This window comes from Candidatus Epulonipiscium viviparus, assembly GCF_000171335.1.
GTDB classification, from domain to species: Bacteria; Bacillota; Clostridia; order Lachnospirales; family Cellulosilyticaceae; genus Epulonipiscioides; species Epulonipiscioides viviparus.
Genome location: NZ_ABEQ01000022.3, coordinates 1 through 15034, shown reverse-complemented (window position 1 = coordinate 15034; position 15034 = coordinate 1). Strand labels below are relative to the sequence as shown.

13 protein-coding genes are annotated in these 15034 nt (G+C 37.2%); 7 read left to right on the top strand and 6 right to left on the bottom strand.

Annotated features, from left to right (window positions below):
* Window positions 1-88 precede the first annotated feature (88 nt).
* The 3 genes from EPU_RS04565 to EPU_RS13575 all read left to right on the top strand — a co-directional run bounded on the left by EPU_RS04565 (window position 89) and on the right by EPU_RS13575 (window position 2750).
* Complete coding sequence (locus EPU_RS04565) at window positions 89-1351, top strand: replication-associated recombination protein A (RefSeq protein WP_010167186.1); 1263 nt, start codon at window positions 89-91, stop codon at window positions 1349-1351.
* A 128-nt stretch (window positions 1352-1479) separates the two neighbouring features.
* Window positions 1480-2538, top strand: a complete 1059-nt coding sequence (locus tag EPU_RS04560; RefSeq protein WP_010167184.1) for a leucine-rich repeat domain-containing protein — start codon at window positions 1480-1482, stop codon at window positions 2536-2538.
* Between the two features lie 56 nt (window positions 2539-2594).
* Complete coding sequence (locus EPU_RS13575; RefSeq protein ID WP_010167182.1) at window positions 2595-2750, top strand: hypothetical protein; 156 nt, start codon at window positions 2595-2597, stop codon at window positions 2748-2750.
* 42 nt (window positions 2751-2792) lie between these two features.
* Here the strand turns inward: EPU_RS13575 and EPU_RS04550 are convergent, their stop codons facing one another.
* On the bottom strand, window positions 2793-3542 hold the full coding sequence (locus EPU_RS04550; RefSeq protein ID WP_010167180.1) for a type 2 periplasmic-binding domain-containing protein: 750 nt from the start codon (window positions 3540-3542) through the stop codon (window positions 2793-2795).
* Window positions 3530-3898 carry a hypothetical protein gene (locus EPU_RS13570; RefSeq protein WP_010167179.1) on the bottom strand — a complete coding sequence of 123 codons (369 nt, stop codon included), beginning with the start codon at window positions 3896-3898 and terminating at the stop codon, window positions 3530-3532. Before EPU_RS13570 ends, EPU_RS04550 begins: the two co-directional genes overlap by 13 nt.
* Window positions 3899-4363: 465 nt before the next feature.
* On the opposite strand from EPU_RS13570, the gene EPU_RS04540 reads away from it, so the two are divergent.
* The 3 genes from EPU_RS04540 to EPU_RS04530 all read left to right on the top strand — a co-directional run bounded on the left by EPU_RS04540 (window position 4364) and on the right by EPU_RS04530 (window position 9416).
* Window positions 4364-5416 carry a hypothetical protein gene (locus EPU_RS04540; protein ID WP_029488023.1) on the top strand — a complete coding sequence of 351 codons (1053 nt, stop codon included), beginning with the start codon at window positions 4364-4366 and terminating at the stop codon, window positions 5414-5416.
* A gap of 28 nt (window positions 5417-5444) precedes the next feature.
* Entirely contained in the window at window positions 5445-6107 is a 663-nt protein-coding gene (locus tag EPU_RS04535; protein ID WP_010167178.1) for a WD40/YVTN/BNR-like repeat-containing protein, read from the top strand.
* 144 nt (window positions 6108-6251) lie between these two features.
* Window positions 6252-9416, top strand: a complete 3165-nt coding sequence (locus tag EPU_RS04530) for a beta propeller repeat protein (protein ID WP_010167176.1) — start codon at window positions 6252-6254, stop codon at window positions 9414-9416.
* Window positions 9417-9501: 85 nt separating this feature from the next.
* Here the strand turns inward: EPU_RS04530 and EPU_RS14400 are convergent, their stop codons facing one another.
* The gene (locus tag EPU_RS14400) at window positions 9502-9633 is read right to left on the bottom strand and encodes a hypothetical protein (RefSeq protein WP_010167175.1); all 132 of its coding nucleotides are present in this window, start codon (window positions 9631-9633) and stop codon (window positions 9502-9504) included.
* Between the two features lie 155 nt (window positions 9634-9788).
* On the opposite strand from EPU_RS14400, the gene EPU_RS04520 reads away from it, so the two are divergent.
* On the top strand, window positions 9789-11216 hold the full coding sequence (locus tag EPU_RS04520) for a flotillin family protein (RefSeq protein WP_010167174.1): 1428 nt from the start codon (window positions 9789-9791) through the stop codon (window positions 11214-11216).
* A gap of 41 nt (window positions 11217-11257) precedes the next feature.
* Here EPU_RS04520 and gltA read toward each other — a convergent pair whose 3' ends face one another.
* From gltA to cls, 3 genes are all read right to left on the bottom strand, one after another.
* Window positions 11258-12643 carry an NADPH-dependent glutamate synthase gene (gene gltA, locus EPU_RS04515; protein WP_010167173.1) on the bottom strand — a complete coding sequence of 462 codons (1386 nt, stop codon included), beginning with the start codon at window positions 12641-12643 and terminating at the stop codon, window positions 11258-11260.
* Window positions 12636-13472, bottom strand: coding sequence for a sulfide/dihydroorotate dehydrogenase-like FAD/NAD-binding protein (locus EPU_RS04510; RefSeq protein ID WP_010167171.1), 837 nt, complete (start codon window positions 13470-13472; stop codon window positions 12636-12638). Before EPU_RS04510 ends, gltA begins: the two co-directional genes overlap by 8 nt.
* A gap of 84 nt (window positions 13473-13556) precedes the next feature.
* On the bottom strand, window positions 13557-15034 hold a 1478-nt coding region (gene cls / locus EPU_RS04505; protein ID WP_029488022.1), incomplete at its 5' end, for a cardiolipin synthase.

The following is a 15034-nucleotide window of genomic DNA, read 5'->3' as shown; positions in this document are numbered from 1 at the left end:
AATAAATTTTTCAAGCAATTTTGTATATTATCTTTTCAATTTGTCCATACTCTCTTATGTAACTTGACTTATAGATGAGGAATTAATTATGGATTTATTTGATTATATAGGAACAAAAAATATTGATTCACCACTTGCTTTAAAATTGCGACCTGTTGCTCTTGCCCAGATCGTTGGCCAAGAACATATTTTAGCAAAAGGAAAACTACTACATCGTGCCATTACCGCCGATAAATTACAATCTATGATTTTTTATGGTCCCCCAGGATCTGGAAAAACTACTATTGCTAAAGTTATTGCTAAAACTACTACATCGCACTTTGAAACATTAAATGCTACTACTAGCGGAAAAGCCGATATTCTCAGATTAGTTCAAAACGCAAAAGATTCATTAGCAACTTCTAGTAAACATACTATTATATTTATAGACGAAATACATCGATTTAATAAAGCTCAACAAGATGCATTGCTTCCTTACGCAGAAGACGGCACCATCATTTTAATAGGGGCAACGACTGAAAATCCTTATTTTGAAGTCAATCGTGCTCTGCTATCTCGTTCATTAATTTTTGAGTTACATTCTCTTACCAATGAAAATATTATAACAATTTTACAGCGYGCTATTACAGATACAGACAAAGGACTGGGAGTATATAATGCCATACTTACTGACCAAGCCGCAGAATTCATTGCGACACATGCAGCTGGTGATGCTCGCGCAGCTTTAAATGCTCTTGAATTAGCGACACTTACTACAGAACGCAGTGCGGATGGAAAAATTAATATAACCGCCCAAGTTGCCAGTGAATGCATGCAAAAAAAATTTTTAAACTATGACAAAAAAGGTGACAACCATTATGATGTAATTTCTGCGTTTATTAAAAGTATGCGTGGCTCTGATGCAAATGCGACACTTCATTATTTAGCCAGAATGTTAGAATCCGGCGAAGACATAAAGTTCATTGCTAGAAGAATCATGATTTGTGCAAGCGAAGACGTTGGCAATGCCGATCCTATGGCTCTAATTTTAGCAACAAACGCAATGCTCGCTGCAGAACGAGTAGGTATGCCCGAAAGTAAAATAATTTTAGCTCAGGCTGCAACCTATATAGCGACTTCAAAAAAAAGCAATGCCTCCTATGCGGGAATTAATGCCGCCATCGCTGATGTCCAAACCATTGATATCGGACAAGTTCCTAACCATCTAAAGGACACACATTATAAAGGATCAGAAGCTCTCAGCAGAGGTATTGATTATAAATACCCTCATTCATATGAAGGAAATTACGTAGAACAACAATACTTACCTGACGCTATCGCTACAAAAAAATATTACAATGATCCCAAATAAATAAGCCTTCTGTATGTTTTTCAAATTATTTTATCAGATTCATTCATTTGTTTATTTTTATACTTGTTTAAAACGATAAATTAATATAAAATATTTTTACGCATTTAAATATTAGGAGGTATAAAATTATGAATGAAACTGCAGAGACTTTAAAACAAATTTATCTAACATATGGAGAAACAATTTATGTAAATAAACCACAATTCAAACATTTGATACAAGATAAACTAAATAATTCAGATGTAAAAATGTTACTATGGGCAATAGAACTGGGGGTCGCGGCCGCAGTAGGGCTTCAGGTTAAATCTGCTGATGACAAAGATTCTATTGCTCAAATACAAAAACATCTTGTAAATGAATTTATGTGGCAACCAGATCTAGCACAAAAAGCTATTGAATGTTTTGTATATGCAAAATTTTCTCTTACAAAAGATGAAGAACCCATAGTTAATATATTGAATTATAATACACGACAATTTTATATTGTAAATAAAGTATTAATTAAATATATTGGCGATGATGCAAAAGTCAAAGTTCCAGAAGGAGTCACTTTTATTGCCGAAAAAGCTTTTTATAAGTGTACCAATGTAACAGAAATAATACTTCCCGATAGTATCGTTAGTATTGGTAAATTTGCCTTCGATTTTTGTAGCAGTTTACACAAAATCGAGCTTTCTCCAAACATCACTCACATTGGCACAGGCGCTTTTAGTAGATGCAGTAGCCTAAAGCACATCGATCTTCCAGAACAGATTGTCGTTCTAGCCTCTGGAATGTTTTGGGGATGCAGTAGTCTCGAAAATGTTATTCTTCCCAAAGGAATATTCCGTATTAGTGATTTTATGTTTTATAATTGTAATAATTTGGTAAATGTAGAAATTCCACCTAATGCTCATGAAATAGGTAAAGAGGCCTTTTCTGGTTGCCACAAACTTGTTTTTATTGAATTACCTAAAGGTATGCTTACAATTGACGAAAAAGCTTTTAATGATTGTCTCACCCTAGAGAAGTTCATACTTCCTGAAGCCATTTCCAGCGTTGGCAATAACGTATTTGCTGGATGTTATAACCTCAAAACCATAATAATTCATCATTCACTAAAATCAATAGCAGGTACTGATATTCTCAATAACAAAATTCAGGTACTTACACCAGATAACAAACTTTGGAATTTATTAGTTTCTTAAATAGTATAGTAGTGCTGTCATAAATCATATTTATATAACACAAGGAGGTGTTAGAGATGTGTAAAACTATGATAAAAAAGACTACATATGATGAAAGTATTCAAATAGAAAATATTCGCAAAGAACTATTCTCTCCCACATCTATTGATCAATATTTTATTCAACTACAAAAAAAAGCTTCTGCTAAAAAACTTATGCAAAAAGTTGACTAAAATAAAAAAGACGCTCTTATGGCGTCTCTTTTCGATCATTATTTATTTTCTGTCATATGCAGCCTGTTTTATTGCCGCAAGTTCATATATACCATATTTTTCAATATCTGCTAAGTATTCCTCCCAATCTTCATCCACATTTTTATTGCCTATAATAAAATCAATCATTGCTTGCTCTAGATATGAATCTAACAGTGCTGTAATATCCACAATACGTCTTGATTCTTCTGTTGTTTGAGACAAATTTAGCAAAATTTTTTCAGGGTCTTGCCCATAGGGAATATAGTCTTCTATCGATGAAATATATAAAATTCTCTCAATATCTTCATCCGGGTTTTCAAGTGCCGCAAACCATAAGTCATAATCAGGCGGTTGGTAGTCCGATCCCATTCTATTCCAACTTATATCTTGAATTGCATCTTGATCGTTTCGTATATACTTTGCAGGTTCTCCAATATAGTTTACCGCACCTTTTGGCGCATCGTCGTAGCCGCCCGCACCTTTCATTCCCAATATCATTTTCAGTGCGCCTTGCTCAGTAAACATATAATCGAATACACGCATTACCACTTCTGGGTTCTCACAAGCATTTGTTATCGTCATCGTAGATCCACCAAAATCAGGTACTATATGTGCCGACTTCACCCCTGCTGGCCCCGTAAGAGGAGCTATCGGTATATATTGCGTCCATCGATCCACATTAACAGTACTACAAAACACCGATGTAGATCCCGCAGGAATTGCCCCCGCTATAGCAATCTCTGGATTAGACCCCAATTTTAACAATGCCACAATTCAGACGGAGCCAACCACATATCCAAGATTACATCGGTATAGTCTCCACCTGTCATCATTATGTTAAATTTTTGTCTTTTATCTATCGAAGTGGGCTCAGTATATTCTAATGTTACGCCTGTGAGTTCTTCCAGCCGTTTCGAAAATTGATTAATTTCTGGATCATATGTAGTTACGCTTGTTCGCAATGGAGCAAAAACTGAAAATGAATCTGTCTCACCTTCTTTCACCACAGGATATGTTCCAACAGGCGTATATATATCACCTCTCTCTCTTACAATCTCTGTTTGTGTTCCTCCACAAGCTGTAAGCAATCCAATTAATATTGGTGCTACAATAATTTTTTTTAACATCGTCATTTCCCCTTCCAAATTTTAATATATTTTCAATATAACATATTAAATATACATATACAATATGTTATTTTTATAACAAATTAATACATCTAAAACAACTTTATGTTACAAAGAACGATTTATTTATCAACATCACTACATTATGTTATTTTTAACTTTTTACTAAAATTGTTCTTATTTATAAAAATAATTCAAATATCTCTTTACAAATTATACCTCATAAATTATAATTACAATAAATTCATTTGTAAATTTTTACATTTGAAACGATCCTCTATTTATTTTCAGCAGCTATGGCAAAATACTATTAAAATCAACTATAATATTAAAAATTTTAATACTAATTACTAAACAGCAGAAATTCTTACAATCATTTCTATCATACATATTTCTATCTTCACTTCTGCTACCCCCACAGCTGTTACACAACAATCTTATTAAATTATTAAGGAGGCTTTATCTATGAAAAAATTTATCGCAAGTCTTATTGCCGTTAACGCATTACTCGGTGCTTCAATCCCAACTTTCGCCGCCGCTCCCGCTGTTGCCACGACGCCTCTGGGTGCTCCTCATACTTTAATCGGTGTGCGCCCTTCAAAAACTCAAGGTGGTTTGCCATTCGTATCTCTCAATAATCCTCTGTATAAAAAAGACCTAGATGGAATATTGATGGCTGCCAAAGGAACTCTTCCTGGCGGCATCTCGATGTATGTCGATGCTGATGGAAAAACCGTTCCTGCAGATACAATGGACTTAAAAGGTATTCCTGCTGGCACGCTGGTAACAATGAAAGTACAATTTTCAGATGGCTTCTACATCAAAGATGGCGTTGGTGCTACTAACATAAACATTGCTATTGGGAACAATCCGGCTTCCAATAAAAATGTTAATATTACCCAAAACGTAGGCACTATCACTTTTACTGATGCAGCTCCTCTTGGCGCAAACCAAGTTATAAAATTTCAGTTTATAATGCCTGATAGCGATCTCGATTTATTAAATGATTTTTCCTATAAATTTAGCGTTGGAGACATTGTTATGCCAAAAGGTTCCGCTACTGGATTCACTACCGCATTCCCTATAATCAACATTACTCCTGGAAAAACTGACACTTCTGCCTCTTCTTTCCTAATTAAAAGCACTGTATATGCTCCAGCTTTGAAAGGCAAACTTGTAAATGCTAACGGCGATCTTCCTTCATCTATGACTGTTCAACTGCAAGCAAATGGCAAAAACATCACGCCGGCATCAACCATAAAGGCTGGCGATAAAATCACTCTAAAAATATCAATGTTCACATCTTATGCTATCAAAGGCGGCGTTGGAACTCCTAAACTTGAGATCACCCTAACCAGTCCAAAAGGGCTCTCCATCACTCCATCTACCAACGCATATACTTTCAACGGTGCTCAGCCAGTCGGCGCTTCTGGCAAATTTGTGGCATTTGACTTCATTATGCCGGAGGGCACTATCGATCCGCTAACTGACTTTGTGTTTAGCTTTGCAGTAAAATAATCAGCATCTAAACACCAAGGCGATTCCAATGGAGCGCATCGATTACAAAAATCAAGTATCCTGCCCTGGCGCAGCGGTGGCATTTCATCCTCATGATCACAACACTGTTTATGCCGTAGTTGACCGACTTAATCATCGCGGGCAATTTGTACGATCTACCACTGGCGGCACTGATTGGGAATGCTTATGCCAACTCTTTGATGTGCCTATGTCTGATGCGATAAAAGCGTATACACTAATCATCGATAAAAATAATCCTACCACTATGTATTTTGCGCTCCCTAGTAAAGCAATCAACGCTGTTGCTTTTTCAAACGACCACCATACAATTTATTCTGCTGCAATGGGGGCAGATGGGGGGCTATATAAATCCACCGATGAAGCAAGAAACTGGATTAAAATGCCACTTCCACCAGGAGTAAATTCTATCAACGATGTTTCGGTCACGCCAAAAGGTCGCCTAATTATTTCCACCGGTTTTGCTTCTGCAACAGCTTCTGAGTGCGCAGGCGGAATGTATTATAGCGCTGACGAAGGAGTCAGCTGGACACTAGCATTTATGTGGGCTTCTTCATATGCATCAGGCTTTTATAAACTGATTCTTCCGGATGGATTTTCATCTGCTAATAAGATAATGACTACCGAAGACTATGATATTAAAGGGCTTCCCATCGAAGCTTTGCTCAAATAATATTTTGTAGTAACTTCTACTACAGCGGCAAACTATTTCAAAATTTCTAGTACACCATTAAGTTATAATATTGTCAAGCATTTAAAATATATGATATAATTTGACTGTGTACTAGTTCAAAATAAATTCGAAAAGGAGCTTTTTATGAAATTATCACAAAAACTTACTGCTTGCATTCTTGCAGCCGCGACATCAGCAACAATCTCAATTCCCGCCTTTGCTACGGAAAAAACTTCTATCACTACTGGCTCTGTCACTTCTGGTACATTGCAATTTGAACAAGACTTGGTTACCAGACGCATCAACTCCACAGAAGATATCGAATGGATTCAGATCGCGGCAGGGTCACAAGGTGGTGCCGACTCATCATTCTTCCATCCCACTGATCCAAATTATGTCTACATATCGCAAAACATGGATACTTCTTATATGTCACGAGATGGCATGACAAGCGTTGATACGTGGGAAACCATTTCTGATGAAGATGCCAATGGTGGACTGACCGCATTATCACAAACTTATCAGATGAAATTTTCGCTTCAAGATGAGAATTATGGTCTTGCTGCAAATGAAAATGGGTTATTTGTTACATATGATAAAGGAAAGAACTGGCGTCCATTTGCAGAAGATAAGTTTCCTCATATATACAGCCAAAAAGTTTCTCTTTCTGCACTCACTATTGACCCAACTAACCATGACATTATCTATGCCGGATCAGGTGGATTTTGGAAAAATAAAGATCCTCGCACTAGCAAACAACGCTATAAAACCGGTGCGAGCAATGGCGCGGTTCAAGGCATAATTTATAAATCTACTGATGGCGGAGTTACTTGGACCAATACTTTTGAGGGGCTCCCACGACAAGCAGAAATCGGACAAATCTTCATTCACCCTAAGCAACGCGATACCTTATATGTTGCGACCTCTCACGGAAATTTCATCAGCCATAACGGTGGAGCATCTTATGAACCCATCAACGATGGACTTGCAGATCCTATTACTGGCGACACGCATATACGAGATTTGGCCTTTCACTATGACGAAGCGACAGATCAAGTAACTTTGGTTACTGCCACTCTTACAATTTGGGATTTGGATGATGAGGGCAACGTGTCTCACACTAGTGGCGGCGTTTTTAAAAGTGTGGACGAAGGAAAAACATGGGAATCTTTAAACGACGGGATGATGGTTGACTATACCAACTTTAAAGATGCTAATGGAAAGGGTTCTCAACAAGGGTTTCAAACCGGAATAGGCAACTGGTTTGGCAAAAGCAACTTACCAAACATCAAAGTTCCTGACGCAATACTCCCAAGCTTTCGAGAAGTCGAAATTAACCCTGTAAATCCTAATATTTTATATGCAGTAAACTGTGGCCGCAAGGAAAATAGCATCGAGCCCGAAGGAATTTGGATTTCGGAAGACGGTGGTAAAAATTGGTTTATTTCTACCAGAATTGGGTCTGGTTACCAAGAAGATGCAGAGTATTGGTCGTCACAATATGCACCAGATGATGTTGACCTCACTACTCGAAATGTTGATGTTGGTGGTGAGGAAGACTGGTCTTGGATGTTTGATGGGCAATATCCTATGCTTGCGTATCAATATTTGGCAATCAGTCCCGATGGCAAAACACTCATTACTCACGTATTTAAATCTAGAATCGTCTCTAAAGATGGAGGCAGAACCTGGGCACAGGTAGATTCTGTGGAAGTTGACCACGACATCTGGATCGGTCGAGGCAATAGCAATGTTCCTGGAAAATATGTACTTACGCAACCTGTCACCAATGATGTGTATTTTGTATCTGGCGAAACAGGACTTTGGAAGCTTAATGACACTGTAGATTATTCTCACATCGATACAAAAGCAGTGCCAATGGAACGAATCGACTTCGAAAATCAAGTATCCTGTCCTGGCGCAGCGGTGGCATTTCATCCTCATGACCCCAATACAGTATACGCATTGGTAGATAGACTAGGACACCGCGGCGAATTTGTCAAATCCACAAACGGTGGCAAAGACTGGGAAAGCCTCTCCAAAGTTTTCGATGTACCTATGTCAGACTCTATCAAAGCCTATACTTTAATCATTGACAAAAACGACCCTAATACCATGTACTTTGCCGTGCCTGTAAAAACTATAAACGACGTTGCGTCAAAACTTACTCTCAAAGCCGAGCAACGCGGTGTATATAAAACTACGGACGGTGGCGTCACCTGGGCTGTTGCAAACAATGGTATCGACGCTACACCTGCAAACATTAACGCTGTTGCTTTCTCTACGGATCATGAAACTCTTTATGCAGCATCGATGGGTGCAGATGGTGGATTATATAAATCTATAGATGAGGCAGAAAATTGGACCAAAATGCCACTTCCAGCAGGAGTAAACTCTGTCAACGACATCACCGTTGCGCCTAGTGGCAGAATCGTAATTTCTACTGGCTTTGCAGCAGGAACTCCAGCAACTTGCAAAGGTGGGATGTGGTATAGCGATGACAACGGCTCAACTTGGACTCACGGATTTTCTGGTGCATACATCATTGATACTACCGTAGATCCTAAAGACGAAAATAGAATGGTTGTAACAATGGGCGGCTCCACTGCTATCAATGGCCTAAACCAAGGATTATTTATGACAACCGACGGAGGAGCAAGCTGGGTTAAAATCAATAACGGAATAGGCAATTCAAATAAAACTACAGAAGTAATGTTTGACCCTATTGACCCCAACGTGATGTGGGCATCGTCCTATGCATCTGGATTTTATAAAATGGTTCTTCCAGACGCATTTTCATCTGCAGACCAAGTGATGACCACCGAAGATTTTAGCCTCCCGGTTGCTCTTCCTGTACCCAACACTATGAGAGAAATTCCGGTTACCAATCCTACTGCAAAGCTTGATGATACGCATTCTTTGGTAAATTTGGCAAATAATGGCACGCCGATTATTCTGATAGATGGATTAGGAGATATAATTAAGAGTAGTTCTGCAGCTGCCCCAGTACTCGAATTTACCACCATCGACAATATTGAAGAGGGAAGCATCGTAAGCTTAAACTTGAAATTTCAAGAAGGATATTTTCTAAAAAATAGTCTAGAAGAAACTAATGTAACTGTTCATCTCACAAATAACCCCAACTCATTTAAAAATATCGATATTGTCGTTCCATCTGATTCTTTAACTTTTATGGCCGATAAACCATTAGAAGCAACCACAACATTAACACTAAAATTTGCAATGCCAAATGCTGATGTTGATATTGTCAACGATTTACAATTTCACTTTGATTTTGAAAATAAGTAATATTCCCCTGGAACTGCCCCCTTGCAGTTCCTCTTTTTTATCTCAAAATACCTAAAGATTGCAGCATCAATTCTACAAGAGCTCTTCATTCATCATAAGCATGAAGCACCATCAACCACAAATATGCTATTGGTGCAAAAAATACCCATTCTACAATCCAAAACAGTATTCTTCGACTTAGCGACATTTGATAATAATGCTCGACTAATTTATACATCTTGTAACCTCTTTTCAATTTTATAATATAGTATTGTCAAACACTTACATTATTAAACAAATTTTTTTTGAATATATACACGCAAAGTAAAAAACATGCTCCTATTGACAAAAATTCTGATTTATTTTAATATTATTTATAAAGGGGGAATTAATATGCATTTTATTGAAATTGCAATTATCGTTGCCATTGTTGTACTAATCTTAAGTATGTGGAAAAAAGCTCCTATTGATAAAGCATTTGTAATTACAGGTGTTAAACAGAGAGTTATTAGTGGCAAAGGAACCATAGTTATCCCAATATTAGAACAAATTGACCGCATCTCGCTAGAAGATATGAACCTTGATGTAAATACAACCGATTCACTAGATATTACAGGGGTTCCGTTATCAACAGATGGTGTTGCTATTATTAAGATTAAAAATGATAAGCAAAGTATACTTACAGCAGTGGAACAATTTAATACTGGTAAGCTTCAGAGTACTATTGACAACATCAAGTCTACTACCAAGGATGTTCTAGAAGGTAAGTTGCGAGAAATTGTTTCTAAGATGACTTTAGAAGATATATACCAAGATAGAGAAAAATTTACATCCGAAGTCGAATCTGTTGCAAGCTCTGAGCTAACTAAAATGGGGCTTCAACTCATTACATTCACGCTCCGAGATATTACAGATAAAAATGGCTATTTGCAAGCATTAGGTGCCAAGCGTATAGCAGACGTACATAAAAATGCTGAAATTGCAAAGGCAGAGGCCCAAAGAGAAGAGCTAGAAAAGACTGCAGAAAGCAACCGCTTAGGTAAGCAGGCCCAATTAATGGCAGAAACTCAAGTTGCCGAAGCCGAAAAAGAAAAGGAAATTAAGTTGCAGCTGTATAAAGAGGAGCAGTTTAAAGCCAAAGCAAAAACCGATAAAGCCTACGATATCGAAACAAATATTGTTCAAAAACAAGTAATAGAAACTGAACAATCTGCTAAATTGCTAGAAGCTATCAAGCAAACAGAAGTTACAAAACAAAATGCGCTTCGCAAAGAGCAAGAACTCGATGTAAATATCAAAAAGCAAGCCGATGCCGAAAAATATAAAGCCGAAAAAGAAGCCGAAGCTCAAAGATATATCGAAGAGCAAAAAGCATATGCTGAGCAGAAAAAGATTGAACTCGAAGCTGCTGGTAGGGCCACCGCTCTCGAACTAGAAGCCAAAGCTCAGGCATTAAAAATCGAGGAAATTGGTAAAGCCGAAGCCGCTGCGATCAAAGCAAAAGGCCAAGCCGAAGCCGAAGCACTCAAAGCCGAAGTTGAAGCACTTCGCGAAAAAGCTGATGTTTATAAAGAATACGGCAACGCTATCATCGTAGAAATCATTGCTAACAACCTTCCGGAGATTGCTGCCAACATTGCGAAACCTCTTGCTCAAACCGAGAAAATGGTTATAATAGACAATGGCGGTGACAACTCCACCGGCGCTTCTGCCAAGTTTACCAAAGGTCTTACAAACATCATCGCACAAGTACCAGAAGTCGTTGAAAGCTTAACTGGTATTGATCTTGCTGAAATAGTTAAAGAATATACTACACGTTAAATATAAAAAGGTGCTACAAAATTAATTGCGGCACCTTTTTTTTATCGTTTTTTAATATATTCATCCATAGCTGCAGCTGCATTTTTACCTGCACCCATAGCTAAAATCACTGTCGCTGCTCCTGTTACAACATCCCCACCAGCAAAAACTCCCGGCTTCTCAGTTATTCCCGCATCATCAGCTACAACGCAACCCCATCGGTTAGTCGTTAAATCTGGTGTTGAGCTTGGAATGATTGGATTTGGAGATGTTCCAATAGATACAATTACGCAATCAACATCCAATATAAATTCTGCGTTTGGAACTTTCACTGGAGAACGCCTTCCGCTTTCATCTGGCTCGCCAAGCTCCATCGTATCACATTTGATAGCCTTAACCCAGAAATTTTCATCGCCAATAATTTCATTAGGATTAGATAATATTTTAAATATAATTCCTTCTTCTTTAGCATGATGAACTTCTTCTGCTCTAGCTGGCAATTCATTTTCAGATCTACGATATACGATATAAACATTTTCTGCACCCATTCTCTTGGCTGAGCGAGCTGCATCCATCGCGACATTACCTCCGCCAAAGACAGCTACATTCTTTGCATGATAAATAGGAGTTGCTGCACCATCTTCATACGCTTTCATCAAGTTGATACGAGTTAAATATTCATTTGCAGAATAAACTCCATTTAAATTTTCGCCAGGCAAATTCATAAATTTAGGAAGTCCTGCACCAGAACCTACAAACACCGCTTCATATCCATCTGCTAATAAGTCATCAATGGTTTCCGATTTTCCTACAACAAAGTTTGTAACAATTTTCACACCTAATTCTTTTAGGCTATTGATTTCCTTTTGAACTAATGCTTTCGGAAGTCTAAATTCCGGAATTCCATACATCAAAACTCCACCTGCAACATGGAAAGCTTCAAATATTGTAACATCATAACCCATTAAAGCAAGGTCTCCCGCACAGGTTAATCCTGCTGGTCCTGCTCCAACAACCGCTACTTTATGTCCATTTGCTGCCGGTTTTTGAGACTTTTCGGCAAAATTTTCCATCGCCCAATCCGCTGCAAATCTCTCCAATCTACCAATTCCCACAGGCTCATTTTTAATTCCACGTACACAATACTTTTCACATTGAGATTCTTGAGGGCACACACGTCCGCACACAGCTGGCAAAGAAGAGGTTTCTTTTATAATATCATTTGCTTTTTTAAATTCTCCAGCCTTAATAGCAGAAATAAATTCTGGAATTTGTACATTAACAGGACATCCCTTCATACACGGCTTATGTTTGCAATTTAAACATCTATCAGCTTCTTCTAAAGCGTCCTTATCTGTATATCCCAAAGTAACTTCTGCAAAGTTTTTGTTTCTAATGTCTGGCGCTTGTTCAGGCATTGGCACTTTTACTTTTGACATATTAGGCATTTTTAAATCCCTCCAAACTACATTGACTTCTTTCATGGTCGTGATACATTCTAGACTTTCTAATAGTTTCATCAAAATCCACTAAGTGACCATCAAAATCTGGCCCATCAACACAAGCAAATTTAGTTTTATTATCAACAGTCAGTCTGCAGCAACCACACATTCCAGTGCCATCTACCATAGTTGAATTCATACTTACAATGGTTTTAATTCCATATGGCTTTGTTGCTAAGGATACAAATTTCATCATAACAAGCGGTCCAATAGCAATCACTAAATCATACTGTGCACCACTTTCTATTTCTTCTTTTAATACATCCGTCACAAGCCCTTTTTTGCCATTAGAACCATCATCTGTTATAATAGTAAGTTTTTTTGAACATGCGCCCATTTCTTTTTCTAAAATAACAAGATCCTTATTTCTAAAACCAGCAATAACATCAACAATTGCTCCTGCTTCATAGAAAGCCTTTGCTTGAGGATAGGCAATTGCACAGCCCAAACCTCCGCCAATTACGCAAACTCTCTTGCCTTTATACTCCTCCACTTCAGAKGCTATTCCAAGAGGTCCAACAAAGTCCTGAATATATTCTCCTTCTTCTTTTTTACCAAGTTTTATAGTAGTATATCCAACTTCTTGAAAAATAATAGAAACTGTACCAGCCCCTCTATCATAGTCAGCAACAGTCAGTGGTATTCTTTCACCATCTTCATCAACTCTCAAAATAATAAATTGACCTGCTAATGCTTTCTTCGCAACATTGGGTGCGTCAATTTTCATACGTACAACTTGCTCACTTAATCTCTGTTTTTCAAGTATTTTATACATTAAAAAATCGCCTCCTAGCTCCTAAATTATAAGAACTATTCAGCGATAAGTCAACGCCTTATTTAATTTTTCACAAACCCTTTTTTACATAAACGGTGCAAATATCATTAAGATCGCATTTATCGCACGTCCTCCAAGCCCTAATTCCACATCTTCTAATTCCACTCTCTTACTTACGGCAATAGTCTGCTTTTTATCATCTTCGAGCGCCGTAATTGCTGGATTATTATACATATATACGCCACACTCAAAATTTAAATATAAACTTCTATAATCCAAATTAATTGTACCTATCATTCCTATAGTTCCATCTGCAACAATAGATTTGGCATGCAAAAATCCTTCAGTATATTCATAAACTTTTGCGCCTGCTCTTAATAATGATATATAATTTGTACGAGTTATTCTAAAGACTGCCTTTTTATCGGGTATTCCCGGAGTTAAAATATTTACATCTACTCCACGTCTAATTGCCAAAATAAGCGCATTTTTAGTAATATCATCTAAAATTAAATATGGTGTCATTATATAAATATTTTCTTTCGCCTGGTTAATTATGTCCACATAAACATTTTGCCCCACTGTTACATCATCAAGTGGATTATCTCCAAATGGCTGCACAAACCCTGCATTTTCATAATATGCAGTTTCTACCTTATACTCTGATGGTACCAAATGAATATCAGAAGCCACATTCCACATTTCAATAAATAAGCAAGTTAACCCCCATACTGCAGGTCCTTCAAGTCTAATTCCAGTGTCTTTCCAATGACCAAATCTAACTACTTCATTAATGTATTCATCAGCTAAATTTATTCCTCCTGTAAATCCTATCTTTCCATCTATAACCAAAATTTTTCTATGGTCACGATGATTCGCGACTAATCCTACGATAGGTTTAATTCTGTTAAATACTCCACACTTAATATTAGGATGTACATTCTCTAGCTCTTCTCTATATTGCCACGGTAATGTCGTAATACATCCCATATCATCATACATAATATAAACTTTTACGCCTGYCTCTGCTCTTTGTTTTAATCTACTAAGTATTTCCCCCCACATATATCCTTCAGATACAATAAAGTATTCCAAGAAAATAAATTTTTCTGCCTTCATTAACTCTTCCAACATATCATGAAAATAATGTTCTCCAAGTGAAAAATATTTTACATCTGTTCCACGAAAAGCCGGATAATGTGTTGCTGCCTTTAAGTATGTTGTTGTAGARTAAGCACGCGGATTTTCTGTATAGAGACTGCTATTTGTTTCATCATCTTCTTTCAAATATCTCTTTATTTCTTCAACTGACGCATTTACCTTTTCGTTTAATTTTTTTGAAGATGATTTTTCGCCCCATAACAAATAAAGTAAAATTCCTAATAATGGTAATAAATGGATTATAACAATCCAACTGACCTTATATGCTCCTGGTTCATCATTTCCTATCAAATATATAATAAATATTAACGATAATACATATAACGCTGACCCCACTAAAACAGATACTTCCAAGAATCTAAAGAATAATACCAAGAATATTATCACTTGTATTATTGCAA

Coding starts and splice junctions, on each gene's coding strand:
- EPU_RS04560 (WP_010167184.1), top strand. CDS start 1,480: ATGAATGAAACTGCAGAGACTTTAAAACAAATTTATCTAACATATGGA.
- EPU_RS13575 (WP_010167182.1), top strand. CDS start 2,595: ATGTGTAAAACTATGATAAAAAAGACTACATATGATGAAAGTATTCAA.
- EPU_RS13570 (WP_010167179.1), bottom strand. CDS start 3,898: ATGTTAAAAAAAATTATTGTAGCACCAATATTAATTGGATTGCTTACA.
- EPU_RS04540 (WP_029488023.1), top strand. CDS start 4,364: ATGAAAAAATTTATCGCAAGTCTTATTGCCGTTAACGCATTACTCGGT.
- EPU_RS04535 (WP_010167178.1), top strand. CDS start 5,445: ATGGAGCGCATCGATTACAAAAATCAAGTATCCTGCCCTGGCGCAGCG.
- EPU_RS04530 (WP_010167176.1), top strand. CDS start 6,252: ATGAAATTATCACAAAAACTTACTGCTTGCATTCTTGCAGCCGCGACA.
- EPU_RS14400 (WP_010167175.1), bottom strand. CDS start 9,633: ATGTATAAATTAGTCGAGCATTATTATCAAATGTCGCTAAGTCGAAGA.
- EPU_RS04520 (WP_010167174.1), top strand. CDS start 9,789: ATGCATTTTATTGAAATTGCAATTATCGTTGCCATTGTTGTACTAATC.
- gltA (WP_010167173.1), bottom strand. CDS start 12,643: ATGCCTAATATGTCAAAAGTAAAAGTGCCAATGCCTGAACAAGCGCCA.